At 71.5% G+C, this 25,260-nt stretch carries 26 protein-coding genes; 12 read left to right on the top strand and 14 right to left on the bottom strand.

Annotated elements, in window-relative coordinates; all coding sequences use genetic code 11:
• Positions 1-212: 212 nt before the first annotated feature.
• Positions 213-524: a hypothetical protein gene (locus tag ACGFRF_RS33550; protein ID WP_393746477.1), complete on the top strand. Its 312-nt coding sequence runs from the start codon at positions 213-215 to the stop codon at positions 522-524.
• Positions 525-1,361: 837 nt separating this feature from the next.
• Entirely contained in the window at positions 1,362-1,637 is a 276-nt protein-coding gene (locus ACGFRF_RS33545) for a hypothetical protein (RefSeq protein ID WP_393746476.1), read from the top strand.
• A gap of 16 nt (positions 1,638-1,653) precedes the next feature.
• On the opposite strand, the gene ACGFRF_RS33540 is transcribed toward ACGFRF_RS33545, so the two are convergent.
• From ACGFRF_RS33540 to glnA, 4 genes are all read right to left on the bottom strand, one after another.
• A complete protein-coding gene (locus ACGFRF_RS33540; protein WP_393746474.1) occupies positions 1,654-2,238 on the bottom strand; it encodes a hypothetical protein in 585 nt (194 codons plus the stop codon).
• 83 nt (positions 2,239-2,321) lie between these two features.
• On the bottom strand, positions 2,322-3,251 hold the full coding sequence (htpX, locus tag ACGFRF_RS33535) for a zinc metalloprotease HtpX (RefSeq protein ID WP_393746472.1): 930 nt from the start codon (positions 3,249-3,251) through the stop codon (positions 2,322-2,324).
• Positions 3,252-3,390: 139 nt separating this feature from the next.
• Complete coding sequence (locus tag ACGFRF_RS33530) at positions 3,391-3,648, bottom strand: hypothetical protein (protein WP_393746470.1); 258 nt, start codon at positions 3,646-3,648, stop codon at positions 3,391-3,393.
• Between the two features lie 362 nt (positions 3,649-4,010).
• The gene (gene glnA / locus ACGFRF_RS33525) at positions 4,011-5,420 is read right to left on the bottom strand and encodes a type I glutamate--ammonia ligase (protein ID WP_208031859.1); all 1,410 of its coding nucleotides are present in this window, start codon (positions 5,418-5,420) and stop codon (positions 4,011-4,013) included.
• A gap of 212 nt (positions 5,421-5,632) precedes the next feature.
• On the opposite strand from glnA, the gene ACGFRF_RS33520 reads away from it, so the two are divergent.
• The gene (locus ACGFRF_RS33520) at positions 5,633-6,103 is read left to right on the top strand and encodes an RDD family protein (protein ID WP_393746467.1); all 471 of its coding nucleotides are present in this window, start codon (positions 5,633-5,635) and stop codon (positions 6,101-6,103) included.
• Between the two features lie 73 nt (positions 6,104-6,176).
• Here the strand turns inward: ACGFRF_RS33520 and ACGFRF_RS33515 are convergent, their stop codons facing one another.
• A complete protein-coding gene (locus ACGFRF_RS33515) occupies positions 6,177-7,823 on the bottom strand; it encodes an FAD-dependent oxidoreductase (protein WP_393746466.1) in 1,647 nt (548 codons plus the stop codon).
• 202 nt (positions 7,824-8,025) lie between these two features.
• On the opposite strand from ACGFRF_RS33515, the gene ACGFRF_RS33510 reads away from it, so the two are divergent.
• Genes ACGFRF_RS33510 through ACGFRF_RS33480 form a run of 7 tightly spaced genes read left to right on the top strand, consistent with a single transcriptional unit; the run spans position 8,026 to position 13,199 of the window.
• Positions 8,026-9,102 carry a SchA/CurD-like domain-containing protein gene (locus ACGFRF_RS33510; protein ID WP_393746464.1) on the top strand — a complete coding sequence of 359 codons (1,077 nt, stop codon included), beginning with the start codon at positions 8,026-8,028 and terminating at the stop codon, positions 9,100-9,102.
• 34 nt (positions 9,103-9,136) lie between these two features.
• Entirely contained in the window at positions 9,137-9,568 is a 432-nt protein-coding gene (locus ACGFRF_RS33505) for a cupin domain-containing protein (RefSeq protein WP_393746462.1), read from the top strand.
• Positions 9,565-10,824, top strand: coding sequence for a beta-ketoacyl-[acyl-carrier-protein] synthase family protein (locus tag ACGFRF_RS33500; RefSeq protein WP_393746460.1), 1,260 nt, complete (start codon positions 9,565-9,567; stop codon positions 10,822-10,824). The genes ACGFRF_RS33505 and ACGFRF_RS33500 overlap by 4 nt, the downstream gene beginning before the upstream one ends.
• Before the next feature lie 7 nt (positions 10,825-10,831).
• Positions 10,832-12,088 carry a beta-ketoacyl synthase N-terminal-like domain-containing protein gene (locus ACGFRF_RS33495; RefSeq protein ID WP_393746458.1) on the top strand — a complete coding sequence of 419 codons (1,257 nt, stop codon included), beginning with the start codon at positions 10,832-10,834 and terminating at the stop codon, positions 12,086-12,088.
• A gap of 21 nt (positions 12,089-12,109) precedes the next feature.
• Positions 12,110-12,364: an acyl carrier protein gene (locus tag ACGFRF_RS33490; RefSeq protein WP_393746456.1), complete on the top strand. Its 255-nt coding sequence runs from the start codon at positions 12,110-12,112 to the stop codon at positions 12,362-12,364.
• A 1-nt stretch (position 12,365) separates the two neighbouring features.
• Positions 12,366-12,845 (top strand): SRPBCC family protein, encoded by a 480-nt coding sequence (locus ACGFRF_RS33485; protein WP_393746454.1) that lies wholly within the window; start codon positions 12,366-12,368, stop codon positions 12,843-12,845.
• Between the two features lie 21 nt (positions 12,846-12,866).
• Positions 12,867-13,199 (top strand): TcmI family type II polyketide cyclase, encoded by a 333-nt coding sequence (locus ACGFRF_RS33480; protein ID WP_393746452.1) that lies wholly within the window; start codon positions 12,867-12,869, stop codon positions 13,197-13,199.
• A gap of 75 nt (positions 13,200-13,274) precedes the next feature.
• On the opposite strand, the gene ACGFRF_RS33475 is transcribed toward ACGFRF_RS33480, so the two are convergent.
• From ACGFRF_RS33475 to lipB, 6 genes are all read right to left on the bottom strand, one after another.
• On the bottom strand, positions 13,275-14,270 hold the full coding sequence (locus ACGFRF_RS33475; RefSeq protein WP_393746659.1) for a methyltransferase: 996 nt from the start codon (positions 14,268-14,270) through the stop codon (positions 13,275-13,277).
• Positions 14,271-14,379: 109 nt separating this feature from the next.
• Positions 14,380-15,498, bottom strand: coding sequence for a nitrous oxide reductase family maturation protein NosD (locus ACGFRF_RS33470; RefSeq protein WP_393746451.1), 1,119 nt, complete (start codon positions 15,496-15,498; stop codon positions 14,380-14,382).
• Positions 15,499-15,653: 155 nt separating this feature from the next.
• Positions 15,654-16,343: a DUF4191 domain-containing protein gene (locus ACGFRF_RS33465; RefSeq protein ID WP_393746449.1), complete on the bottom strand. Its 690-nt coding sequence runs from the start codon at positions 16,341-16,343 to the stop codon at positions 15,654-15,656.
• Between the two features lie 60 nt (positions 16,344-16,403).
• Positions 16,404-16,601, bottom strand: coding sequence for a hypothetical protein (locus tag ACGFRF_RS33460; RefSeq protein ID WP_393746447.1), 198 nt, complete (start codon positions 16,599-16,601; stop codon positions 16,404-16,406).
• Positions 16,602-16,828: 227 nt separating this feature from the next.
• Entirely contained in the window at positions 16,829-17,794 is a 966-nt protein-coding gene (gene lipA, locus ACGFRF_RS33455; protein ID WP_393746445.1) for a lipoyl synthase, read from the bottom strand.
• Between the two features lie 164 nt (positions 17,795-17,958).
• Positions 17,959-18,756, bottom strand: a complete 798-nt coding sequence (gene lipB / locus ACGFRF_RS33450; RefSeq protein ID WP_393746443.1) for a lipoyl(octanoyl) transferase LipB — start codon at positions 18,754-18,756, stop codon at positions 17,959-17,961.
• A 240-nt stretch (positions 18,757-18,996) separates the two neighbouring features.
• Between lipB and ACGFRF_RS33445 the strand changes: the two genes are divergently transcribed.
• Positions 18,997-20,454 carry a regulator gene (locus tag ACGFRF_RS33445; RefSeq protein ID WP_393746441.1) on the top strand — a complete coding sequence of 486 codons (1,458 nt, stop codon included), beginning with the start codon at positions 18,997-18,999 and terminating at the stop codon, positions 20,452-20,454.
• A 384-nt stretch (positions 20,455-20,838) separates the two neighbouring features.
• Here ACGFRF_RS33445 and ACGFRF_RS33440 read toward each other — a convergent pair whose 3' ends face one another.
• Both ACGFRF_RS33440 and ACGFRF_RS33435 read right to left on the bottom strand, forming a co-directional pair.
• The gene (locus tag ACGFRF_RS33440; RefSeq protein WP_393746439.1) at positions 20,839-22,209 is read right to left on the bottom strand and encodes an NAD(P)/FAD-dependent oxidoreductase; all 1,371 of its coding nucleotides are present in this window, start codon (positions 22,207-22,209) and stop codon (positions 20,839-20,841) included.
• A 192-nt stretch (positions 22,210-22,401) separates the two neighbouring features.
• The gene (locus ACGFRF_RS33435; RefSeq protein WP_393746437.1) at positions 22,402-23,295 is read right to left on the bottom strand and encodes a TIGR01777 family oxidoreductase; all 894 of its coding nucleotides are present in this window, start codon (positions 23,293-23,295) and stop codon (positions 22,402-22,404) included.
• Positions 23,296-23,366: 71 nt separating this feature from the next.
• Here ACGFRF_RS33435 and ACGFRF_RS33430 point away from each other — a divergent pair, with 71 nt between their 5' ends.
• Positions 23,367-23,855 (top strand): GNAT family N-acetyltransferase, encoded by a 489-nt coding sequence (locus ACGFRF_RS33430; RefSeq protein WP_393746435.1) that lies wholly within the window; start codon positions 23,367-23,369, stop codon positions 23,853-23,855.
• 37 nt (positions 23,856-23,892) lie between these two features.
• On the opposite strand, the gene ACGFRF_RS33425 is transcribed toward ACGFRF_RS33430, so the two are convergent.
• Entirely contained in the window at positions 23,893-25,077 is a 1,185-nt protein-coding gene (locus ACGFRF_RS33425) for a MarP family serine protease (RefSeq protein WP_393746433.1), read from the bottom strand.
• Positions 25,078-25,260 lie beyond the last annotated feature (183 nt).

The raw sequence follows: 25,260 nt of genomic DNA, 5'->3' as shown, positions 1-25,260 counted from the left end.
CGGTACCCGGCAGCGGCGTTGTTCGAATTTCTGGTGTCTCGGCAGTCCCTTCTCGACCGGCTGTCACATGGCCGCAATGTCCTTGCTCACCTGGGCATTTGGCCGCGCCTCGGCACCCCCGATTGTCAGTGCCCGCCGGTAGACTGGATGCAGTGTTCGAGACAGTCGCCGGAACCCCGGAGGGCTGCCCTGACCGCGACAGGAGGATGCCTGTGCCCGCTGCCGCCCTGACGAAGCCGTTGCCGACCCAGTCCACCGCCAAGCGTTCCGTGCCGTTCGACTCGCCCTACGAGCCCGTGGTGAAGCGGCCGCTGCCGGCCGGGCGGCCGCGTGAGTGGTACGTCACGCACAACCGGCGCCTGAAGGCCATGCGCCTCGCCATAGCCCTGCTCGACTCCGGGATCCACCTGCCGGGCCAGGCCCGGAACGAGACGATCCGCAGCACGGCGGAGGAGATCGGGATGCGTCCGCCGTCCGACACGACGTGCCACATGGTGCGGGCGTTCATGCGCTACAGCCGGTGACACCGGCGCCGGGTGCCCTGCGACCGCCAGGGCACCCGGCACCCCTCACTCACCGGACCCCGCGAGCAACGCCGCTCCAGCGGGGCCCCGTTCCCGGCTCACCGGACTCCGCGAGCAACGCCGCTCCAGCGGGGCCCCGTTCCCGGCTCACCGGACTCCGCGAGCAACGCCGCTCCAGCCGGGCCCCGCTCCCGGCTCACCGGACTCCGGAGCAGGCCTTCCCGCCCGGGCCCAGCCCCCTGGCTTCGTCGGGTTCCGAAGCGCGCCCTTTCGCCCGGTCCTCACCCCGCGGCTCACCGGGCTTAGAACGAACCGCGGCTTCCACCTGGCCCCCAGCCCACCCGGCTCCGCAAGCACGCCCCGCTGGCGCGGCCCCTACCCCCCGGCTCGGCGGGCTCCGCAAGCACGGCCCTCTCTTTCGGGCCCCAGCCCCCGGCTCGCCGGGTTCCGAAGCGCCGCCTCCCGCCCGGGCCCAGCCCCCGGCTCGGCGGGCACCGTAAGTAAGGCCCTCTCTTTCGGGCCCAGCCCCTCGGCTCGCCGGGCTCCGAAGCACCGCCTTCTCGCCCGGCCCCCAGCCCCCGGCTCGCCCGGTTCCGAAGCGCCGCCTTCTCGCCCGGCCACCAGCCTCCGGCTCATCCGGCTCCGCAAGACGGCCCAGCAGACCGGCTTTCGGTGGGTGCACTCACGGCCGCCCGGCCCCCCGAAAAACGGGATGCGGCCGCGGTAGCGGCCTCCCTACGCTGAACAAACGGCGCGAAGCCGACACCCTCCACCCCCTGCCACACGCACACCACACCACACCACTGCCCCTGCGCACTCACCCTACGGAGGTCCGACATGCGCACCATCGTCGCTACCGGGACCGTCGTCCTGGTGATTCTCGGATTCGGAAACCACCTCTGGTGGCTCGCCGCCGTCGCGCTGCTCTATCTGTGCGCGACGCACGGGCGCGGTTCGCCCGGCGCGCCACCCCCGCCCGCCGGCGCGGGTGCCGTCCCCGACAGCTACCGGGCCTACCGCGAGCGCCGGGACCGGCAGGCGAAGTGGGAGCGTCGCTACCGGCGTGAGCGTCCCTTCGAGGCCCGGCGCCAGCAGCAGGACAAGAGCAGGTGAGCCACGGCGTCCCCGGTCACAGGCCGGGGGCGCCCCACACCGGGAACCAGCGGCTCAGGTCCTGCTCGATCCGCAGATCGTTCCCGAGCGCCGCCTTCACCCGCAGCTCCAGCGCGTTGTCCCGCCGCTCGGCGGCACCGGGCACCGGAGCGAACGGGTAGAAGGTGCCCCGCTTGTAGAGGTAGACGAGCGCCAGCCGCCGGCCGGCGTCGTCCGTGAACCCGGCCAGCGAGCACAGCAGCTGGGGGCCGAACCCGTTGACCTCCATGGAGCTGTTGACCGCGTGCAGGTCGTTGACCAGTTGCGCCAGCTCGTCGGGGGCCCGCCGGGACACCAGCCAGGAGTAGCCGTAGTCGTCCTGCCGCAGCTCCACCGGTGGGCCGGTGCGGTCGGAGTCCGCGTCGAGCAGCGCCTGGACCTCCCGGTGCGTCTGCTCGAAGGCCGCGCCCTCCACCGTGGCGAAGCAGACCGCCCCGGATCCGGTCGGCGTGAAACCGGCCGCCGCCTGCAGGGTGATCGCCGCCGAGGGCAGCGCGAACAGCTGGTCGAGGTCGGGCGCGACCGGTTTCGTACGCCCCAGCAGAATGTCCAGCAGCCCCAACGCTCAGCCCGCCTTCCGCAGTGCCGTGTCCCTCTTCGGCGTTCCCCGGCCCGCCCTCGTCAGCACTTCTCGGACCACCGTCCTCAGCGTTCCTGGGCCCGCCGTCCGCCGGCGGCCGCCTCGCCCAGCTCCGCCGAGATCCGGCCCAGCTGGTCCAGCCGCTGCTCCAGGGTCGGGTGCGTGGAGAAGAACCGCTCGATGCCGGGCTCCTTGCCGCTGGCCGGGGTGAAGTAGAACGCGTTGAACGCCTGGGCCGTGCGCAGGTCCTTGGTCGGGATCCGGGCGATGTCCCCGGAGACCTTGGTGAGCGCCGACGCCAGCGCCGAGGGCCGGCCGGTCAGATGCGCGGCGGCCCGGTCGGCCGCCAGCTCCCGGTACCGGGACAGCACCCGGATCAGCAGGAAGCTGATCGCGTACACGGCGGCCGAGACGCCCAGCACGGCGGCGAAGACCGCGGCGGTGTTCTGGTCCCTGCGGCCCCCGCCGAAGATCTGCGAGTAGAAGGCGAACCGCACGAGCAGCCCCGCGATCACCCCGAGGAAGGACGCGATCGTGATGACGGCGACGTCCTTGTGCGCCACGTGCGACAGCTCGTGCGCGAGCACGCCCTCCAGCTCGGCCGGCTCCAGCCGCCTCAGCAGGCCCGTGGTCACACAGACCACGGCATGGTCGGGATTGCGTCCGGTCGCGAACGCGTTCGGCATGTCCATCTCGGACACGGCGACCACCGGCTTCGGCATGTCCGCGATCGCGCACAGCCGGTCCACCACCGCGTGCAGCTCCGGATACTCCTCCCGCTCCACCACCCGCCCGCGCATCGCGAACATGGCGATCCGGTCGGAGAACCAGAACTGCGCCACGAACATCGCCCCGATCAGGACGACGACCAGCAGCCAGGACCTCAGCAGCACGATCAGCGCGGCGACGAATCCCACGTACAGCAGCCCGAGCAGGAACAGCGTGAGACCCATACGCACGGTCAGTCGCCGATCGCTTCGGAAGCGGCTCTGCATCTTGCATCACCCCGCAGTCAGGCACTCGTCCCGCTGTCCAGTGTGCACCTGCCGACCGCCATGAGAAGGTCGCGATCGGCCCTAGGAGCAGCAAAGCCTCCGACCTGCCAAGGCCGCCTCCCTCATACGGGGCCGCCCCCTAATAAGAGGAGCGCAGCTGCACATACCCGATCAGGATCGTCACCGCGGCCACGCAGCCGATCACCACGGCCGTCGAGGCCCACGAGGACCGGCGCCGCGGCACCGGGTCCGGGTCGGCGCGGAACGGCGCCGGGGCCGGTGGATTCTCCCGCCAGCGGGCGGCCAGCATCCGGGCCCGGGCCGAGGGCTCCTTGTGCTCGGCCGAGTTCGCCCAGGCATGATCGAACTCGTGCTGCCAGTCGTCCTGTTCCGCCATCCCCGTTCAACCTCTCTCGTCCGGCAGAGTCAGGAGGAATGATCCTCCGACAATAGGAAGTCTGGGAAGCGGAAAAGGTTGCACGATGCATCCGGGACGGCGGCCGACGCGGGGACGGTGAAGCCCGGCGGGATGCCGATGGCCGGCGGCGGACGGTACGACGACGCCGTGGAGGCGTGGGTCATGAAGCCGCCGATCACCCGGTCCTGGTGTCCGGCGGCGTCCACCCGGTCGGCCAGGTCGCCCGAGCCCCCGAGGCACGATGGCGCCCGGACACGACGAAGGCCCCCCGGCCGCCCTCCCCGCAGAGGGAGAGCGCCGAGGGGCCTGCCGAACCCGAGGGACCCGGAAGGGTCCGTCTGTCACACGTCGAAGTACAGCTCGAACTCGTGCGGGTGCGGACGCAGCTGCAGCGGCGCGATCTCGTTGGTGCGCTTGAAGTCGATCCAAGTCTCGATCAGGTCGGACGTGAACACGTCGCCCTGGAGGAGGAACTCGTGGTCGGCCTCGAGCGCGTCGAGGACGGCGTTCAGCGAGGTCGGGACCTGGGCCACGTTCGCGTGCTCCTCCGGAGCCAGCTCGTAGAGGTCCTTGTCGATCGGCTCGGCCGGCTCGATCTTGTTCTTGATGCCGTCCAGACCCGCGAGGAGCAGGGCGGAGAAGGCCAGGTACGGGTTGCCGGAGGAGTCCGGGGCGCGGAACTCGACGCGCTTGGCCTTCGGGTTCGAGCCGGTGATCGGGATACGCATGGCCGCGGAGCGGTTGCGCTGCGAGTACACCAGGTTGATCGGGGCCTCGAAGCCCGGCACCAGGCGGTGGTACGAGTTCACCGTCGGGTTGGTGAAGGCCAGCAGCGACGGGGCGTGCTTGAGGATGCCGCCGATGTAGTAGCGGGCGGTGTCCGACAGGCCCGCGTAACCGGCCTCGTCGTAGAACAGCGGGTCGCCGTTGCTCCACAGCGACTGGTGCACGTGCATGCCCGAGCCGTTGTCACCGAAGATCGGCTTCGGCATGAAGGTCGCGGTCTTGCCGTTGCGCCAGGCCACGTTCTTCACGATGTACTTGAAGAGCTGCAGGTCGTCGGCGGCGGCGAGCAGCGTGTTGAACTTGTAGTTGATCTCCGCCTGCCCGGCGGTGCCCACCTCGTGGTGCTGGCGCTCGACCTTCAGGCCGGACCGCTCCAGCTCCAGGGAGATCTCGGCGCGCAGGTCGGCGAAGTGGTCGACCGGGGCCACCGGGAAGTAGCCGCCCTTGTAGCGGACCTTGTACCCACGGTTGTTCTCCAGGGCGCCGGTGTTCCAGGCGCCCGCCTCGGAGTCGATGTGGTAGAAGGACTCGTTCGCGCTGGTCGCGAAGCGCACGGAGTCGAAGACGTAGAACTCGGCCTCGGGACCGAAGTACGCGGTGTCCGCGATACCGGTCGAGGCGAGGTAGGCCTCCGCCTTCTTGGCCACGTTGCGCGGGTCACGGGAGTACTGCTCGCCCGTGATCGGGTCGTGGATGAAGAAGTTGATGTTGAGGGTCTTGTCCCGGCGGAACGGGTCGACACGGGCGGTGGACAGGTCGGCACGCAGAGCCATGTCGGACTCGTGGATGGCCTGGAAACCACGGATCGACGATCCGTCGAAGGCCAGCTCCTCGTCCGGGTCGAACGCCTCAACGGGCACCGTGAAGTGCTGCATGACGCCCGGCAGGTCGCAGAATCGGACGTCGACGAACTTGACGTCCTCGTCCGCGATGAACTTCTTGGCCTCGTCGGCGTTCTGGAACATCCAGCTCCTCCTACTCCCGACCGTTCCTTGACCGGGGTGGTAGATCGTTCGTGCGGCCAGTGCGGTGGCACACGCTGGTCTCGACCCTAGGGACGGGTGATTTCTCGGGCGTGACCCGTTTGTTTCGCAGAAGTTAACCGGCCACGTGTCCACCGTAGCCCCGACGCACCCCTCGGTGTACTGCCCGGAACCGGGCACAGTACCGTGGACGGGTGGACAACAGGCAGGCAATCGGATCGTGGCTCTCCGGGCCGCGTGCGGCCCTGGAAGAGGCGGGTACCGACTTCGGGTACCGGGGCGAGCAGCTGGGTCTCCCGGAGGACGGCCCGAACTCGATCGCACGGCCCGGACGGCGGCTCGGCGCACTGGCCGTGGACTGGGCCCTGAGCCTGCTGATCGCATACAGCCTGATCACCAACGGCGACGAGGTGCCCGCGACGAGTAACTGGGCGCTCGGCGTCTTCTTCGTCATGAGCGTCCTGACCGTCGGCACGATCGGCTTCACCCCGGGCAAGCGCCTCTTCGGCATCCGGGTCGTCGCCCTGGAGACCGGCACGGTCAATCCGCTGCGTTCCCTGCTGCGCACGGTCCTGCTCTGCCTCGCGCTCCCCGCCCTCATCTGGGACCGGGACGGCCGCGGTCTGCACGACCGGCTCGCCAAGACGGTCGAAGTACGGATCTGACGCACGGCCCGAAGGCCACCCCCACCGTCCGGTGCGGGTGGCCTTCGCCGTGTTGCAGGACTGTGAACGCAGCTCAGCGCGTCCGCAGGACCGCCGCCAGCACCTCCCGCAGCTCGGCCTCCGCATCCTGGACGGCGCCGGGGGAGCGCCAGGCCACGAACCCGTCCGGGCGTACCAGCACCGCCCCGTCGGCCGTCGTGCCGTGGACCGCCGCCCAGTCGTCGCCCTCCGCGTCGTACGCCAGCTCGGCGTCCGCTCCCGCACCGATCCGGTACGCGTCCAGTCGTACCCCGTCGGTGTCGGCGATGCGGCGGGCGGCGGCGTGCCAGGCGGCGCCCGCGCCGGACCCGGCGTCGCTGAGCAGCACCAGCGACCGCTCGTAGAGATCGAGTGTGGAGAGCCGTTCGCCCGTGCGGCGCAGCCACATGTGGGGGGCCCGGCTGCCCGGCTCCCCGGTCAGGCGCATCCCGTCGGGTACGACCGGCTGGGACGGGTCGGCGCCCACGACGGCGCCCTCCGGGTAGCGGTAGCCGAGGACGACGTTGAGGATGCCGCCGCGCTTGCCGCCGCCGATGCCCGGGGCCGGGGCGAAACCGGGGTGGCTGTGCTCCACCGAGCGGGCGGAGGCACGGGCGCTGGTGGCCAGGGCGACGGGCCGGCGCTCGGCGTCGTAGGTCTCCAGCAGTCCGGGTCCGGCCCAGCCGCCCAGGACGGCGGCCAGCTTCCAGGCCAGGTTGTGGGCGTCCTGGATGCCCGTGTTGGAGCCGAACGCGCCGGTCGGGGACATTTCGTGGGCGGAGTCGCCGGCCAGGAACACCCGGCCGGCCGCGTACTGTTCGGCGACGCGTTCGGCGGCGCGCCAGGACGCCTTTCCGGTGATCTCGACATCGAGGTCGGGGACGCCGACGGCGTGGCGGATGTGCCGCTGGAGCCGTTCCTCGGTGAACTCCTCCAGCGTTTCGCCGTGTTCCGGGTGCCAGGGGGCGTGGAAGACCCAGTTCTCCTTGTTGTCGACGGGCAGCAGCGCGCCGTCGGCTCCGGGGTCGGTGAGGTAGCAGCAGATGAAACGCCGCTCGCCGACGACGTCGGCGAGCAGCTTGGACCGGAAGGTGACGCTCACGTTGGCGAAGAGGTCACCCGGTCCGCTCTGCCCGATGCCGAGCCGTCCCCGGACGGGGCTGCGCGGTCCGTCGGCCGCGACCAGGTAGTCCGCGCGGACCGTGTAGAGCCGGTCGCTGTCGCGGTCCCGGACGAACCCCGTCACTCCTTCGGGGTCCTGGGCGAAGGACTCCAGCTCGTGGAAGTACCTGAGGTCGCCGCCGAGCGCGCGGGCCCCCTTCACCAGCACCGGTTCCAGGTCGTTCTGGCTGCACAGGCACCACCCGGTGGGGCTGAACCTGGCGAGGCCGCCACCCGGGTCGATCTCCTTGAACAGCCACTCGCCGGCGTCGCCGGCCAGGGTCGGGGTCTGCAGGATCCCGTGGTTGTCCGCGAGGAGCGAGGCCGCCGTCTTGATGTCCGGCTCGACGCCGGCCACCCGGAACAGCTCCATCGTCCGCACGTTGTTGCCGCGGCCGCGTGGATGGATCGAGGTCCCGGAGTGCCGCTCGACGAGCATGTGCCGTACGCCTAGACGGCCCAGGAACAGGGAGAGGGACAGGCCCACCAGAGAGCCGCCCACGACGAGGACGGGAACCTGGTGATCGGCTTTCTGCTGCATCAAGGACTCCTGAGCAGGGGGTGGGGTGCGGGGAGTGTTGGAGTTTCCATGCCCTCTGGGAGGGCTTCCGCGTGCTCAATCACCCGCGTGGTTCACGCGAGTCGCGCGCATCGGCGGACCGGCACAGGATCAAAAGGCGCTGACGTCGCGTCATCGGCGGCCGGCGTTCGCCTCTGCCCCCCGTGAAGGAGATGTGCGCAGCATGACCACCACGTCGGAAAAGGTTTCGCAGCAGTTGACGCGTCAGGTGTCGAAGCGGGTCTCGCAGTCCGTGTTCGACGGCTCCCGCCTCCGGGTCGTCCTGTTGGTGGACGTGTACGACGGCGCCCAGCAGCAGTTCCTCGAGGCCTACGAAGAGATGGGCAAACAGGTCGCGTCCGTTCCCGGGCACGTCAGCGACCAGCTGTGCCAGTCGATCGAGAATCCCTCCCAATGGCTCATCACCAGTGAGTGGGAGAGCGCCCCGCCGTTCCTCGCCTGGGTGAACAGCGAGGAGCACGTGCGGATGGTGCAGCCGATGCACAGCTGCATCCGCGACACCAGGTCGCTGCGCTTCCACGTCGTCCGGGAGACCGGTGGCGAGGCGGCGGGCGCGCAGCGCCGGCTGCAGGCGTCCCCGCGCATCGGCGACGGCGTGATCCGGCACGCGCTCACCTTCACCGTCAAGCCGGGCAGTGAGAAGAAGGTCGCGGAGATCCTGGCGAACTACGCCTCGCCCGAGGCGCGGGTCGACGACACCACCCGCCTGTGCCGCACCTCCCTCTTCATGCACGGCAACCGGGTCGTCCGGGCCATCGAGGTGCGTGGCGACCTGCTCGCGGCGCTGCGCCACGTCGCCCGGCAGCCCGAGGTACGGGCCGTCGAGGAGGCCATCAACCCGTACCTGGAGCAGGAGCGGGACCTGAACGACCAGGAGTCCGCGCGCGTGTTCTTCACCCGGGCGGCGCTGCCGGCCGTGCACCACGTCACCGCGGACGACCTGCCCGAGGGCGAGCGGCACGCGCTGTACTACCCGGCCCGGCCGGGCCGCGGGATGGAGCTGGCCGAACTGCTGGCCCGGCAGGACGAGGCGGCGGTGGAGGACCCGGCCGGCCCGGTCCTGGGCAGCACGATCTTCCAGCGGGACGACGTCGTCGTACGGCTGGTCGACGTGCGCCCCGGTCTGGGCGTCGAGCCCGCCCTGCCGAAGTCCGCGGCCCAGGCCCCGCTGAACGCCCTGCTGGACGGCGAAGCCGTCGGCATGGAGCTCATCACCGACCGCCGCTCGCCGGACGCCTGATCCCTCAGGCACAGCACACCCACGGAGGAACGTCGTGATCAAACCCCTTCCGAAAATCGTGGACCTCAGCGAGGTCGAGCCCAACACCCGGCGCGGCGGCGATCTGCGCGCCATGCTCACCCCGGCCACGGTGGGCTCCACCAGCGGTTTCATGGGCGTGGCCATCATCAAGCCCGGTGACCGCATCGGCGAGCACTACCACCCCTACTCCGAGGAGTTCGTGTACGTCACCTGCGGGCAGCTGGAGGTGGACCTGGACGGTCAGCCGCACCCGCTCCGGCCGGAGCAGGGGCTGATGATCCCCATCAACATGCGGCACCGGTTCCGCAACGTGGGCAACGTGGAGGCGCGCATCGTCTTCCACCTGGGTCCGCTGGCCCCGCGCCCGAACCTGGGCCACGTCGACACGGAGGAGACGGAGGCCGTCGCCGCCGAGCCGGCCGGCCGGGGGCAGGTCCGTTCATGACCCGGCGCGTGGCGGTCACCGGCATAGGCATCGTGGCTCCGGGCGGGATCGGCGTACCGGCGTTCTGGAATCTGCTGGCCGAAGGCCGTACCGCGACGCGGGGCATCACGTTCTTCGACCCGACCGGACTGCGGTCACGGATCGCCGCCGAGTGCGACTTCGATCCCGCCGCACACGGCCTGGACGCCGAGCAGGTCGAACGGGCGGACCGGTACATACAGTTCGCCCTGGTCGCCGGCGACGAGGCGGTACGGGACTCCGGTCTCGACCTGGCCCGGGAGGACCCCTGGCGGGTCGGGGTCTCCCTGGGCACCGCCGTCGGCGGCACCACCCGGCTGGAGCACGACTACGTCCTGGTCAGCCATCGCGGGCAGCGCTGGGACGTCGACCACACCGAGGCGGAGCCGCAGCTGCACCGGGCGTTCTCGCCGAGCACCGTGGCCTCCGCGGTGGCGGAACGTTTCGGCGCTCATGGTCCCGTGCAGACCGTGTCCACCGGCTGCACCTCCGGCCTGGACGCCGTCGGGTACGCCTTCCACACCGTCCAGGAAGGCCGGGCCGACATATGCATCGCCGGGGCCTCGGACTCCCCGATCTCCCCGATCACCATGGCCTGCTTCGACGCGATCAAGGCCACGTCCCCGAACAACGACGACCCCGCGCACGCCTCCCGGCCCTTCGACAACAACCGTGACGGCTTCGTCATGGGTGAGGGCGGCGCGGTGCTCGTCCTGGAGGAACTGGAGCACGCCCGGGCCCGCGGTGCCCATGTGTACTGCGAGTTCGGCGGCTACGCGACCTTCGGCAACGCCTACCACATGACCGGTCTGACCAAGGAGGGCCTGGAGATGGCGCGAGCCATATCGACCGCCCTCGACCAGGCACGGCTCGACCCGACGGCGATCGACTACGTCAACGCGCACGGCTCCGGCACCCGGCAGAACGACCGCCACGAGACGGCGGCCGTGAAGCGGGCGCTCGGACACCACGCCTACGACACCCCGATGAGCTCCATCAAGTCCATGGTGGGGCACTCCCTCGGAGCGATCGGCGCCATCGAGCTGGTCGCCTGCGTGCTGGCCCTCGCCAAGCAGGTCGTACCGCCGACCGCGAACTACGAGATCCCCGACCCCGAGTGCGACCTGGACTACGTCCCACGGGTCGCCCGCGAACGGAACCTGACCAGCGTGCTGTCCGTGGGCAGCGGGTTCGGCGGCTTCCAGTCCGCGGTGATCCTGACCCGGCCGAGGGAGTGAGGACACGATGAGCGAACCACAGGACCGGCGTGCGGCCGTCACCGGCATCGGCGTGGTAGCGCCCAACGGCACCAGCACCGACGCCTTCTGGAAGGCCACCCAGGAAGGCCTCAGCGTCCTCGACCGGGTCACCCGCGAGGGGTGCGAGCACCTTCCCCTCAAGGTGGCCGGTGAGGTCCGCGCCTTCGACCCGGCCGCGACGATCGAGGAGCGCTTCCTCGTCCAGACCGACCGGTTCACGCACTACGCCATGGCCGCGGCCGACTTCGCGCTGGACGACGCCCGGCTCAGGCAGGCCGACACCCCCGACGCGCCGTACTCCATCGGCGTGGTCACCGCGGCCGGGTCCGGCGGCGGCGAGTTCGGCCAGCGCGAACTGCAGCGACTGTGGGGCAAGGGCAGCCGGTTCGTGGGCCCCTACCAGTCCATCGCCTGGTTCTACGCAGCGAGCACCGGCCAGGTCTCCATCCGCCGCGGCTTCAAGGGCCCCTGCTCCGTCGTCGCCTCCGACGAGGCCGGCGGCCTGGACGCCCTCGCGCACGCGGCACGGGCGGTGCGGCGCGGCACCGACGTGATCGTGGCCGGCTCCACCGAGGCGCCGCTCGCGCCGTACTCGATGGTCTGCCAGCTCGGCTACGACGAACTGAGCCGGGAGGCGGACCCGTCCCGGGCGTACCGCCCGTTCACGGACGGGGCGTGCGGGTTCGTACCGGCCGAAGGCGGCGCGATGCTCGTGGTGGAGGCGGCGGGCGCAGCCCGCGAACGCGGCGCCGAGGTCCGGGCGGTGGTGGCGGGCCACGCGGCCACCTTCACCGGCGCCTCCCGGTGGGCCGAGACCCGCGAGGGCCTCGCCCAGGCCATCCGGCAGGCCCTGCGGGAGGCCGACTGCGCCCCCGAGGAGGTCGACGTGGTCTTCGCCGACGCCCTCGGGGTGCCGGAGGCGGACCGGGCCGAGGCGCTGGCACTCGCCGACGCCCTCGGCGGCCACGGCACCCGGGTGCCGGTCACGGCACCCAAGACGGGGATCGGCCGCGGGTACTGCGCGGCCCCCGTGCTGGACACCGCCGCGGCCGTGCTCGCGATGGAACACGGCCTGATCCCGCCGACGCCGAACGTCTTCGACGTCTGCCACGACCTCGACCTCGTGACCGGCCGTGCCCGCGTCGCCGAACTGCGGACGGCGCTGGTCCTCAGCCGTGGACTCATGGGGTCGAACTCGGCGCTGGTGCTGCGACACGGCGCCGGCGACCGAAATGAGCTGTGAGCACAGCAAAGGAGGAAGCACATGCCCCAGATCACCGTGGAAGAACTCGCCGCGCTGATGAAGAAGGCCGCCGGGGTCACCGTCAGCCCGCAGCAGCTCCAGGAGAAGCCGGACACGGGCTTCGACGTCCTCGGCGTCGACTCGCTGGGCCTGCTCGGCATCGTCGGCGAACTGGAGAACGCGCACGGCACCCCGATGCCGGTCGACGCGGAGCGCTGCAAGACGCCCCAGCAGTTCCTCAACCTCGTCAACACCACCCTGATGGCAGGAGCCTGAGATGGCAGGACACACCCAGAACGAGATCACCATCGCCGCCCCGCTGGACCTGGTCTGGGACATGACCAACGACCTGGAGCGGTGGCCGCAGCTGTTCAGCGAGTACGCGTCGGTGGAGGTCCTCAAGAAGGAGGGCGACAAGACGACGTTCCGGCTCACCATGCACCCGGACGACAACGGCACGGTCTGGAGCTGGGTCTCCGAGCGTGAGCCGCACCGCGACAGCCTCACCGTCAAGGCGCGCCGGGTCGAGACCGGGCCCTTCGCCCACATGGACATCCACTGGCGGTACGAGGAGGTCCCCGCCGGCACCCGGATGGTCTGGACGCAGGACTTCGCGATGAAGCCGGACGCGCCCGTCGACGACGACTGGATGACCGACAACATCAACAAGAACTCCAAGGTCCAGATGGCCCTGATCCGGGACAAGATCGAGAAGGCGGCCGCCGGTCACCGTCCCGCCCCGGCCCTGGCCGACTGAGCCGGACGACAGGAGAAGACCGTGCACCAGGCCCTGATCGTCGCCCGTATGGCCCCGGGTTCCGCCCCCGACATCGCGAAGGTGTTCGCGGAGTCCGACCGGGGAGAGCTGCCCCACCTCGTCGGTGTCGTCCGGCGCAGCCTCTTCCAGTTCGGCGACGTGTACATGCACCTCATCGAGTCCGAGCGCGAGCCGGGGCCGGCGATCGCCAAGGTCACGTCGCACCCGGAGTTCAAGGAGGTCAGCGAGCGCCTCTCGGCGTACGTCAGCGCGTACGACCCGGAGACCTGGCGGTCCCCGAAGGACGCGATGGCACAGCGCTTCTACCTGTGGGAGCGCGAGGCCGGCGCCTGAACCCCGTCCGGCCACCGGTGCCGGGCCCGCGTCCGACGCGGGCCCGGCACCGGTGTTCTCCGGGGGGAGTCCGAACTACGCGGGGACCGTGCAGTCGAACGCGTGCAGGTAGGGGTTGACCGGCCGGATGTCGCCGACCGTCAGGCCCGCGGCCTCGAGCCGGCCCACCATGCTGGCGGTGGTGTGCTTGGCCCCGCCCACGTTCAGGAGCAGCAGTAGGTCCATCGCGGTGCTGAAGCGCATCGACGGGGTGTCGTCGACGAGGTTCTCGATGACGACGACCCGCGTGCCGGGACCGCCCGTCTCGACGACGTTGCGCAGCAGCCTGGCCGTGGACTCGTCGTCCCACTCCAGGATGTTCTTGATGATGTAGACGTCGGCCTTGACCGGGACGGACACGCGGACGTCACCGGGGACGATCCGGGCCCGGTCGGCCAGGTCACCACCCTGGCGCAGCCTCGGCAGGGCGTTCTCCACGACCCGCGGCAGATCGAGCAGCGAGCCCTGCATCGCCGGGTACTTGTCCAGCAGGCTCGCCACCACGTGCCCCTGCCCGCCGCCGAGGTCCGCGACGGACGAGGCGCCGGACAGGTCCAGGAGCGCGGCGACATCACGCGCCGACTGCTCGCTGGAGGTCGTCATCGCGCGGTTGAAGACGTCGGCGGACTCCGGGGCGTCCTCGTTCAGGTAGACGAAGAACTCCTTGCCGTAGAGGTCCTCGACCACGTTCCTGCCGGTGCGCACCGCCTCGTCCAGTTTCGGCCAGGCGTCCCAGGTCCACGGCTCGGTGCACCACAGGGAGATGTACCGCAGGCTGTTCGGGTCGTCCTCGCGCAGCAGCCGGGACATCTCGGTGTGGGCGAACGTCCCGTCGGGCCGCTCGGCGAAGACGCCGTAGCAGGACAGGGCGCGCAGCAGCCGGTGCAGCGGCTTCGGCTCGGTCTTCACCGCGGCCGCGAGCTCCTGCACGGTCATCGGGGCGTCCCCGAGTGCGTCGGCGACGCCCAGCCGGGCGGCCGCGCGGACGGCGGCGGCACATGCCGCCCCGAACACGAGCTCTCTCAGCCGCATGGACGGCGGAGGGGGTGGGGGTGCCCCCTGCTCGAGGGGAGCCGAGAGCTCGGGGGATGGTGCGGTCATGTGCCGCCTTCCTTCCTTGCGTGGGTGGGGTACGGCCCGCTCAGCACAGTCCCGCGGGCTTGGAGGCCCGGCAGGAGTTGCGGTCGAAGGCGTTGCCGCTCTTGGTGGCTTCCTGGTTGACGAGGTCCGCGGGGGAGTTGTTCTCCAGCTGGTTGCCGGTGATCCGGTTCCGCTCGCTCGTGACGCCCACGAAGCTCTTGAACAGGACGATGCCGCCCGACAGGGGGGACTTGCCCGAGTGGCCGGTGACCACGTTCCGCGTGACCAGGGTCTTCTCGGTGCCGGTCAGCACGATGCCGGAGCCCTGCAGATAGGGCAGCCGGGCGGTCTTCGCGCAGTACTTGTTGTTGCGCACGACGCGGTTGCCGCTGACGGTCAGGGCGCCCGCCTTCGGCTTGTTCTCGTCGCCCACGAGGAACACGCCCGCGCAGTTGCCGGTGAGCTGATTGCCCGTGACGTAGAGGTTCCGCAGCCGGCGAACGGTGATGCCGATCCGGTTGCCCTCGAGATGGTTCCCCTGGACCAGCGTGCCCTTGCTGTTCGCGGCGCCCTGCTCGGCCTTCACGTTGTTGGCGAGGAACAGGCCCGCGTCACCGTTGCGCCGGGCGGTGTTCTCCCGGAAGACGCCGCGGGTGGAGTGCTCCTGGGCGATGCCCCACTGCCCGTTGTCGTCGGCGGTCACCCGCCGCACGGTCAGGCGGTCGGTCCCCATGGACCACAGGCCGGTCTTGGAGAAACCGGTCACCTTCAGGTCGGCGACGGTGACGTCCGGGAGGGCCTTGTCCTTGCCGCCGACCACGCAGATGCCGTTGCCGGCCTCGCGACAGCTGACGGAGGTCTTCCGGGCACCCGGCGCGGCCTTGGCCGCCGCGGGCTTGGCGGCCGGCTTCGCGCCCGCCTTCCGGACCGGCGCGATCACCGTGCGGTGACCCACGCCGCGCAGGGTCAGTCCCGGCGTCCTCACCGTGACGCTCTCGTGGTAGGTGCCGGCCAGGACGAGCACCGTGTCTCCAGGCCGGGCGGCGTTCACCGCCTTCTGGATCGACTCACCCGGATGCACCACGTGGAGCCGGTGGGCGGCCGACGCCGGGGCGGTACCGACGAGCGCGCCGAGGAGCGCCGTCGCACATGCGAGATACGAGATATGGCGTTTTGTCACATCCCGAAGGCTAGGAGCGCATGAGCCGATTACCGGCCGGATGCTCCGTTCGGCGGCGTGTCACGGATCGACGAAGCGGCGCCGACCCGCCCCGGACTGCTGTCCGGCGCGGTTCGGCGCCGCTTCGTAGGATCCTCGCGTCGGCCGACCGTGGCTCAGCGGCCCTTCGGCATCCGCATGCCCTTGGGCATGGGCCCCTTGGGCAGCGGCATGTTGCTCATCAGGTCGCCCAGGGCGCGCAGCCGGTCGTTGGTGGCCGTCACCTGGGGGCCGGTCAGCACGCGCGGGAACTTGAGCATGGTCGTGCGCAGCTTCTTCAGTTCGACCTGGCCCTCGCCGTTGCCGACGATCAGGTCGTGCACCGGTACGTCCGCGACGATGCGGTTCATCTTCTTCTTCTCGGCGGCCAGCAGGCTCTTCACCCGGTTCGGGTTGCCCTCGGCGACCAGCACGATGCCGGCCTTCCCGACCGCCCGGTGCACCACGTCCTGGCTGCGGTTCATCGCCACCGCCGGAGTGGTCGTCCAGCCCCGGCCGATGTTGTCCAGCACTGCTGCCGCGGCACCCGGCTGGCCCTCCATCTGGCCGAAGGCGGCCCGTTCGGCCCGGCGGCCGAACACGATCGCCGTCGCCAGCAGGGCGATCAGCAGGCCGAAGATGCCCAGATAGACCGGGTGCCCGATCAAGAAGCCGATCGCGAGGAAGACACCGAGGGTGCCGATGCCGACGGCCGCGAGTACAAGACCGATCTTCTTGTCGGCCTTGCGGGTCATCTTGTACGTGAGGGCGATCTGCTTCAGTCGCCCTGCGTTCGCGGCGTCCGCCGCGGTTTCCTTCCTCGCCATGCCACGAAGTCTACGTGGCTCCAGGAGTGCCGACGACGGCGGTGCCCGGCGGGAAGGAGGTCAGGAGCGGGTCGCGGCCTGCTCCAGGAAACGCTGCGCCTCGACCCGGTCCTTGGCACGGCGGCGGTCCTCCAGGACGGAGGTCCAGGCGTTGCGGCGGGCGGTGCGCTGTCCGCCGCTCATGAGCAGGGACTCGACGGCCCGGAGGGCGTCGGTGAAGGACGGGATGGCGGTGGCGCGAACCGGCGCGGCCTGCATGAGCGAGGTCCCCCCTCGGTCTGGACGTACGGGGCGTGATAACAGAGTCACTGATTGGTGTTACCAGGGCGTGACCGGCCGGTCAAACGCACATGAAGCCTGAAAACCGGGCGCCGGAACGCCGACGCGGCCCTGAGGGTCGCCCTCATCAGCGAGGACGGTCAGGACCGCGTCGTCTCGGCCATTACTGGCCAGTAGGTACTTGTGCGCGAATTCACACGCTCGGCTCACACCGCCTGGGCGGCGATGTACGAGCCACGCTTCTCGATCGCCATCTGGTACAGGCGCCCGGCGCGGTACGAGGAGCGGACCAGCGGGCCGGACATCACGCCGGAGAAGCCGATCTGCTCGGCCTCCTCCTTCAGCTCCACGAACTCGTGCGGCTTCACCCAGCGCTCCACCGGGTGGTGCCGGACGGAGGGGCGCAGGTACTGGGTGATGGTGACCAGCTCGCAGCCGGCGTCGTGCAGCTGCCTGAGCGCCTCGCTGACCTCCTCACGGGTCTCGCCCATGCCGAGGATCAGGTTGGACTTGGTGACCAGGCCGTAATCGCGGGCCTCGGTGATGACCTTCAGGGAGCGCTCGTAGCGGAAGCCGGGGCGGATCCGCTTGAAGATCCGCGGGACCGTCTCGACGTTGTGCGCGAAGACCTCGGGGCGGGAGGAGAAGACCTCGGCGAGCTGCTCGGGGATCGCGTTGAAGTCGGGGGCCAGCAGTTCCACCTTCGTCCGGCCGCCCTCGCGGTCCGCCGTCTGCTGGTGGATCTGGCGCACCGTCTCGGCGTACAGCCAGGCGCCGCCGTCCTCCAGGTCGTCGCGGGCGACGCCGGTGATGGTGGCGTAGTTCAGATCCATGGTGACCACGGACTCGCCGACGCGGCGCGGCTCGTCACGGTCCAGTGCCTCGGGCTTGCCGGTGTCGATCTGGCAGAAGTCGCAGCGCCGGGTGCACTGGTCGCCGCCGATGAGGAAGGTCGCCTCGCGGTCCTCCCAGCACTCGTAGATGTTCGGGCAGCCGGCTTCCTGGCAGACCGTGTGCAGGCCCTCGCTCTTCACGAGATTCTGCATCTTCGTGTACTCGGGACCCATTTTCGCCCGGGTCTTGATCCACTCGGGCTTGCGCTCGATGGGGGTCTGGCTGTTGCGGACCTCCAGGCGCAGCATCTTGCGTCCGTCGGGTGCGACTGCGGACACGACCGGCTCCCTAGCGATTGATTCTTCGGCGTTCTTCAGGGTACGCCCGTTGATTTGGTGGCCCGGCGTGGGTGGCGGCCTCAGGGAGCTGCCGCCCCCGGGGCCCGCCATCGGCCTGCGGCCTCGTCGTCAAACGCCGGACGGCCCGCTTTTTATGCCGCTTTTTATGCCGGCGTCTTCTCGATCACCCTCGGCTTCAGGTCCGCGTTCTCCAGTACGTCCCTCAGGTGCCGCTCCACCACCGGCAGGACGTCCTCGACCGTGATGTCCCGGCCCAGCTCGTCGGCGAGGGAGGCCACCCCCGCGTCCCGGATGCCGCACGGGATGATCCGGTCGAACCACCGGTTGTCGGGGTTCACGTTGAAGGAGAAGCCGTGCATCGTGACGCCCTTGGCGACGCGGATGCCGATGGCGGCGATCTTGCGGTCCTCGCGGCGCTGGCCGGCGTTGGAGGGGGCGTACTCGGGGCCGTTGAGGCGAGGGTCGAACTCCTCGTCGGCGATCCGCGGGTCGAAGTCGAGGGAGAGCCCTCCGAGCGAGGGCCGCTGCTCGACCGGGTCGCCGAGCACCCACACCCCGCTGCGGCCCTCGATGCGGGTGGTCTCCAGGCCGAACTCGGCGCAGGTGCGGATCAGGGCCTCCTCGAGGCGTCGTACATGGGCGACGACGTCCACGGGACGGGGCAGCTTCTGGATCGGGTAGCCGACGAGCTGGCCGGGGCCGTGCCAGGTGATCTTGCCGCCGCGGTCCACGTCGATGACCGGGGTGCCGTCCAGCGGGCGCTCGCTGTCCTCGGTGCGCCGGCCGGCCGTGTACACGGGAGGGTGCTCCAGGAGCAGCACGGTGTCCGGGACCTCGTCGGCGAACCGGGCCGCGTGCACCCGGCGCTGCTCGTCCCAGGCCTCCTGGTACTCGACGGCTTCCGCACCGAACCCCATACGGACGAACCGCAACTCACTCACGGCAAGCGCCTCCCTCAGCGACCGGTGTGCCAGGCGCGTAACGCGCCCACGCCACTGTACGTCCGACCGGCGTACGTCAGCCCTGCGGGCGTTCCTCACACGATCGGATGAATGTACGGCGAAGTGTGCGATCGTCTGCTCACTCTCCGCTACATTCGCGCCGTTCGTGAGGCCATAAGGGCTGCTCAAAGGCAATCCGGGCACTTCGACAGGCCCGGAAGGCAGGAGACCGCACCGCAGATGACGGACCGACCCGCGCAGCGCACCCCCAACCGCCAGCTCGCCGCGCTCATCGCAGAAGCGGGGTTCTCCAACGCGGGTCTGGCCCGTCGCGTCGACCAGCTCGGCCTCGAGCACGGGCTGGACCTCAGATACGACAAGACATCGGTCACCCGCTGGCTGCGCGGACAGCAGCCGCGCGGTACGACCCCCGCCCTCATCGCCGAGGTGTTCACCCGCCGGCTCGGGCGCCGGCTCACCGCCCAGGACCTCGGCCTGGACGCCTGCGCACCGGTGTACGCCGGGCTGGAGTTCGCGGCCACCCCGGAGGAGGCCGTCGACATCGTCAGCGGGCTGTGGCGCAAGGACTCCGGCAGCCACGCCGAGCTGCGCAAGATCGCGTTCACCCCGGCGGGGCTCGTCGTGCCCAGCCGGGACTGGCTGATCGGCAAGTCGGACGACAAGGTGGCCCGGGAACCGGCCCCCCGGGTGCCCCCGCAGGCACGGCCCGGTGCGGCCAGGCCCCAGCCGGTCGGCCCGCCGCGGGTCCGCGGGCAGGCCGAGCGCGGTCCCGGTCACAAGGTCACCGGCGGCGACATCGCCGCGCTGCGCTCGGTCGGTGAGCTCTTCCGCACCCTCGACGACCGCTTCGGCGGCGGCCACGCCCGACAGGCCCTGGTGCGCTACCTGGAGCACGAGTGCGAGCCGATGCTCCGCGGCAGCTACGACGAGCAGACCGGCCGCCGGCTGTTCGCGGCCGCCGCCGACCTGACCCGGCTCGCGGGCTGGACCTCGTACGACATCGCCGCGCACGGACTCGCCCAGCGCTACTTCGTCCAGGCCCTCCGCCTCGCCCAGGCGGCCGGCGACCGGGCCTACGGCTCCTACGTCCTGGTCACCATGAGCCGCCAGGCCGTCTACCTGGGCCACGGCAGGGAGGCCGTGCAGCTGGCCCGGGTCGCGCAGCAGGGGGTCGGCACCGGTGCCCCGCCGGTCGTCCAGGCGCTGCTGCACGCGTCCGAGGCGCGGGCGCACGGGGTCCTGGGCGAGGTGCGGGCGTGCACCGCGGCGCTGGTCCGGGCCGAGCGCGCCCTGGAGGCGGCGCGGCCCGGGGACGAGGTGCCGTACTGGGCCAAGTTCTTCGACGAGGCCCAGCTCGCCGACGAGCTGGGGCACTGCCACCGGGATCTTCAGCAGTTCCGGGCCGCCGCCCAGCACGCCGAGCGTTCCCTCCAGCTCCGCGCCCCCTCCTACGCCCGCAGCCGCCTGTTCTGCCGGGTCGTCCTCGCCACCGCCCGCCTCGGCCTCGGCGAACTCGACCAGGCCTGCGCGCTCGCCGCGGAAGCCGCCGGCCAGGCGGTGGAGATGCGGAGCGCTCGCGCGATCGAGTACGTAAGGGACTTCGAACGCCGCCTGGAGCCCTACCGGGACGCGGCACCGGCCAGGGGTTACCGGGAAAAGGTGGCCGCGCTCGGCTGACGGCCGGCCAGACCCGCAACCGCGCTGCGATGACCGAGCGGGTTCGTTGCACCGCCGCCCTGGTTGTCCGCCGTGGCGGCGGGCCCGATCGACTGGTGGTGCGGAGGTTCCGCCGCGGAGTCGCGGTGCGATCGCCGGGCGGGGTCGGGTGCCGTCGGATCGTGCCGCGGTGGTTGTTCGCCGTGGCGGCGGTCGTGATCGACTTGCCGGTGCGGAGGTTCCGTGGCGACGGTGGTCAGCCACGACGTGCGAGACCGGCGGTGGTGAACCGGCGACGTGCCTCGGCTTGCACACCGCCGGCCTGGTGCGCGCCGTTCGGGGCGCTGCCGGCCTGGTGTGTGCCGTTCGCGGCCACCCGGCTGGTGCCGGCCGGTGTCGGTGGCTTCAGGCCGCCCGCGGCAGGGTCGGGGCCGGGTCGGCGTTGTGCATCGAACCCGCGCCCAGGTCGGACAGGATCGCCGCCGCCGCCCGGTGGGCCGAGTGCAGCGCGCCCTGGACCGTGCTGGTGTCCCGGTGGTCGCCGCAGACGTACAGCCCGGCCAGCAGCCGTACCGGCCGGCGCAGGTCGTGCGGCGGACGCATCGCCGGGACCGCCTCCGGCGTGTGGTGCACGGCGAGCGTCTCCCAGCGGCGCGTCGAGGTGCCGTAGAGCCGGGAGAGATGGATGCGGACCGCCGTGTCCACGCCTTCCGGCGGGGTGCCCAGCACGGTCGAGGAGATCAGCACCCGGCCGCCCGGCGCCCGGCTCGGGTCCACGTTGCTGAGTACCGCCGTGTGCGCCACGGGTCCGCCCCGGTCGGCGTCCAGCAGCAGCGAGGTACCGGTCGAGAGGGCCACCGCCGGGTCGTCGGTGGTGTGGTGCACCACCGTGACCGGGTGGAAGTCCGGCACCCTGAGCCCCGGCAGCAGCCCCGCCGCGGCGCGCGCGTCCGTCGCCAGCAGCACCGCCCGGCAGCGGACCTCGCCGTGCTCGGCCGTGGCCACCGACGTCGTGGACACGGAGGTGACCCGCACCCCGGTGTGCACGGTGCCGGGCGGCAGTGTCCGGGCCAGCAGCTCCGGCAGCATCTCCGCGCCGCCCTCCGGCACGCCCAGCCGCCCGCTCGCGAAGGCGCGCAGCGCCAGGTCGGCACACCGGCTGGAGGTGGTCAGCTCCGGGTCGCACAGCAGCGCGGCGAGCAGCGGGCGCAGGAAGCCGTCGATGGTGCGGGCCGGCACCCCGCGCCGGGCGAGGGCCTGGGCGGCGGGCAGCTCCGGGCGGTTCAGGATGCGCTCGACCGGGGTGGCCGCGATCCGGCCCAGCGCGGCGCCCAGCCGGGCCTGGTCCACCGCGCCGCCGACCGGCGCACCGGTCCGGCCGGGCGTGGCCGCCGTAGCCCTGGGGGAGCTTGCCAGGGCGCGCACCACATGGAGCGCGCCCCGTGCGCCCCTTGCGCTCCCTCCGGCCGCCGGCGCGCCCGCGCGCTGGGTGCGGCCGTCGCGGTGCAGCAGAACGCCCGGCGCGAAGCGGCGCACGGTCAGAGCGCCCAGGCCCGGTGTCAGCCGCAGTTCGGGATACGACGTGGACAGCAGCTGTCCGATGCGGTCGAGCCGGAAGCCGTCGACCTTCTCCGTCGACATGCGGCCGCCGACATAGGGGGCGGCCTCCAGCACCGCGGTCGTGATTCCTGCGCTGGTCAGCCGGTGGGCCGCCGAGAGTCCGGCGATTCCTGCTCCCACGATGACGACGTCCACCTGGTACGCGGGCTCAAGCACGAGGCCCCTCCTGTGGTTGCGCGGCCGGTGGAGACGTCATGCCCCCAACGGGCTCCAGCAATACCCGAGTTCGGGTCGAGGTTAGGGCCGCGATCGGTCATAGACAGACGCGCATCAACAGGGCACGGTCGCATAGAGGTCGCATACGGTCCCAAGAGATCTCACGAGATCACAGGACATCCCTGGCGTACATCAGGCGGCCCGTACCGCATCCTCGATGCCCGGAAACGCGAACCGGAACCCCGACTCCAGCAACCGCCGGGGCACCACCCGTTGGCTGCCCAGCACATCCCCGGCCATCTCGCCCAACACCCTACGCAGCACCGGCGCGGGCACCGCGAACAGCGCCGGCCGGCGCAGCACCCGGGCCATCGCCTCGGTGATCTCACGGTTCGTCAGCGGCTGGGGCGCCGTGAGATTGAACGGGCCGGACAGCGCCTCGCCGTCGATGAGATGCCGGATCGCGGCCACCTCGTCGTGCAGCGCGATGTACGACCAGTACTGCCGCCCGTCGCCCAGGCGCCCCCCGAGCCCCGCCCGGAACAGCGGGAACAGCCGCGCCCAGGCCCCACCGCCGCGCGCCACGACCAGCCCCGTGCGCAGGAACACCGTCCGTACGCCCGCCTCCTCGACCGGCGCCGCCGCCTCCTCCCACTCCACGCACAGCCGGGGCAGGAAGCCGTCGCCCGGCGGGGCGCTCTCGTCCACCACCCGGTCGCCGGTCTCGCCGTAGTAGCCGATCGCGCTGCCGTTCAGGAACACCCGCGGCGGCTGGGGCAGCGAGGCCGCGGCCTCGGCCAGCGTGGCCGTGCCCAGCACCCGGCTGTCCCGGATCAGCCGCTTGTACTCCGGTGTCCAGCGCCGGTCGCCCACCCCGGCCCCGGCCAGGTTGACCACCACGTCACAGCCGATCAGCCCGGCCGCGTCCACGTACTGCCGAGCGGGGTCCCAGCGGACCTCGTCCGGGCCCCCGGGCGCCCGGCGCACCAGACGCACCACCTCGTGCCCGTCCGCGGTCAGGGACCGCACCAGAGCGCTGCCGATCAGACCGGACGCGCCGGCCACCGCGATTCGCGAACGTTCCATGGCCCCAGCATGACGGCGGCCGGCACGAAACGCGCTGGGACCCCAGGAGAGCCGGCCCTAAGGTGATCGTCATGCCGGATCCGTACATACGCACCGCCCGCCTCGACGACGACGCGGAACTGTCCGTCCTCGACCGGGCCACCTGGTCCCCCCTGCACGCGGTGATGCCCGAGCCGCAGCCGCCGTACGACCCCTTCTTCGACGAGCGCCACAGCCCGGACGGCTACCTGGTCGCCGAAGCCGAGGGACGCATCGTCGGCTACATCCGCCTCGCCCACCCGACCCCGCTCGCCTCGAACGCGCACGTCCTCGCCATTCAGGGCTTCGCCGTCGCCGAGGAGGCGCGCGGGCGGGGCCTGGGGCGCGCGCTGATCCGGGCCGCCGTCGAGGAGGCGCGCGGGCGCGGGGCGCGGCGCCTGACCCTGCGCGTCCTCGGGCACAACGCCCCGGCCCGCACCCTGTACGAGTCCGAGGGCTTCACCGTCGAGGGCGTGCTGCCGGAGGAGTTCCACCTGGACGGCCGGTACGTCGACGACATCCTCATGGGCCGTCAGCTGTGAATGCCGTTCACAGGCCGCTGCCCGTCGACCCCAGGCCCTAGGAGTCGACCAGGTCGCCCGTGTCCACCGCTGTCGTCGCCGCCGCCGCGCGCCGGGCGTCGCCCGCCACCTCGGACGCCGTCAGCGCATACCCCGTCTCGGCGTCCGAGGTGGAGCGGGCGAAGATCACCCCGAACACCTTGCCGTCCGTGGTCAGCAGCGGGCCGCCGGAGTTGCCCGGCCGGACCGTGGAGCGGATCGAGTAGATCTCCCGGGTGACCGCGCGGTCGTTGTAGATGTTCTGGCCGGTCGCCTCCACGCGGTTCGCCACCGTCGCCGCCTGCAGATTCAGGTTCCCGTCCTCCGGATAGCCCGCCACCACCGCCGAGTCCCCGCGCACGGCACCGGTGTCGAACCGCAGCACCGGCGCCCGTAGCTGCGGCACATACAGCACCGCCACGTCCCGGTCGGGATCGAAGAGCACCACCCGGGCCTCGTACGACCGCCCGACCCCGCCCACCCGCACGCTCGGCCGGTCGATGCCCGCCACCACGTGCGCGTTGGTCATCACGTGCCGCGCGGCGTACACGAAGCCGCTGCCCTCCCGGCCCTCGGTGCCCGAGGCGCCCTCGATCTTCACCGTGCTCAGCTTGGCGGCGCTCGCCGCGGCCGGGGTGACGCTGTCGCCGGTGGGCCGGGCCACCTGGGCCGTCGACTCGTTCTCGAACGGGTTGAAGACCTGCGGGAAACCCGCCTCGGTCAGTGCGGACGTGGCCCGCGCGAACCACGCGGGCGTGGTCTGCGGCATCGCCTGCTGCACCGTGCCCAGCAGCGCCGAGTTCCGTATCGCCGTCGTCAGGGTCTGCGACGGGGCCGCGCCCAGCACGCTCGCCGCCACCCAGGCCACGATCAGCACCGCGACCGAGTTGGCCGCCGCGCCCCCCACCCCGTCCGCCACGCGCAGCGGACCCCGGTCCAGCTCGCCGCGCAACCGCAGCGCCAGCCTGCCCGCCAGCTCGTGCCCCGCCACCGCCGGCACCAGCACCGTCAGCACCGCGAGCACCGTCGCCTGCGCCGAGCCCCGCTCCACCAGCCCCGTCACCCACGGCAGTACCCACACACCGACGGCCGCGCCGCCGACGAACCCGGCCAGGGACACGCATCCGGCCACCAGGCCACGCCGGTAACCCGACACCGCGTAGACGAGGATCACCAGCACAAGCACCAGGTCGAGCAGGTCCACGGAGCCGCCTTTCTCTCGGACCCCTCAGTACGGACGGGGCGGGTCCGCTGATCAGTCACGCGCACGCGACGGCCGCCGGGCGGCGAACCGGCCACGTACGCGGGTACCCACAGAAACGTCCCGGACCAGGACGATGGTTCCACCGGGTGGCACAGCGCACATCGCGGGCACGGCCCGACACAC

The organism is Streptomyces sp. NPDC048521 (genome assembly GCF_043199855.1).
In the GTDB taxonomy this organism is placed as follows: Bacteria; Actinomycetota; Actinomycetes; order Streptomycetales; family Streptomycetaceae; genus Streptomyces.
Note: the sequence above shows the minus strand (reverse complement) of the source record. Positions and strands in the feature narration are given on the sequence as shown.

Coding starts and splice junctions, on each gene's coding strand:
- ACGFRF_RS33545 (WP_393746476.1), top strand. CDS start 1,362: ATGCGCACCATCGTCGCTACCGGGACCGTCGTCCTGGTGATTCTCGGA.
- htpX (WP_393746472.1), bottom strand. CDS start 3,251: ATGCAGAGCCGCTTCCGAAGCGATCGGCGACTGACCGTGCGTATGGGT.
- ACGFRF_RS33530 (WP_393746470.1), bottom strand. CDS start 3,648: ATGGCGGAACAGGACGACTGGCAGCACGAGTTCGATCATGCCTGGGCG.
- ACGFRF_RS33510 (WP_393746464.1), top strand. CDS start 8,026: ATGACCACCACGTCGGAAAAGGTTTCGCAGCAGTTGACGCGTCAGGTG.
- ACGFRF_RS33430 (WP_393746435.1), top strand. CDS start 23,367: ATGCCGGATCCGTACATACGCACCGCCCGCCTCGACGACGACGCGGAA.
- ACGFRF_RS33515 (WP_393746466.1), bottom strand. CDS start 7,823: ATGCAGCAGAAAGCCGATCACCAGGTTCCCGTCCTCGTCGTGGGCGGC.
- ACGFRF_RS33435 (WP_393746437.1), bottom strand. CDS start 23,295: ATGGAACGTTCGCGAATCGCGGTGGCCGGCGCGTCCGGTCTGATCGGC.
- ACGFRF_RS33475 (WP_393746659.1), bottom strand. CDS start 14,270: ATGCGGCTGAGAGAGCTCGTGTTCGGGGCGGCATGTGCCGCCGCCGTC.
- ACGFRF_RS33485 (WP_393746454.1), top strand. CDS start 12,366: ATGGCAGGACACACCCAGAACGAGATCACCATCGCCGCCCCGCTGGAC.
- ACGFRF_RS33445 (WP_393746441.1), top strand. CDS start 18,997: ATGACGGACCGACCCGCGCAGCGCACCCCCAACCGCCAGCTCGCCGCG.
- ACGFRF_RS33465 (WP_393746449.1), bottom strand. CDS start 16,343: ATGGCGAGGAAGGAAACCGCGGCGGACGCCGCGAACGCAGGGCGACTG.
- ACGFRF_RS33490 (WP_393746456.1), top strand. CDS start 12,110: ATGCCCCAGATCACCGTGGAAGAACTCGCCGCGCTGATGAAGAAGGCC.
- ACGFRF_RS33500 (WP_393746460.1), top strand. CDS start 9,565: ATGACCCGGCGCGTGGCGGTCACCGGCATAGGCATCGTGGCTCCGGGC.
- ACGFRF_RS33460 (WP_393746447.1), bottom strand. CDS start 16,601: ATGCAGGCCGCGCCGGTTCGCGCCACCGCCATCCCGTCCTTCACCGAC.
- ACGFRF_RS33495 (WP_393746458.1), top strand. CDS start 10,832: ATGAGCGAACCACAGGACCGGCGTGCGGCCGTCACCGGCATCGGCGTG.
- glnA (WP_208031859.1), bottom strand. CDS start 5,420: ATGTTCCAGAACGCCGACGAGGCCAAGAAGTTCATCGCGGACGAGGAC.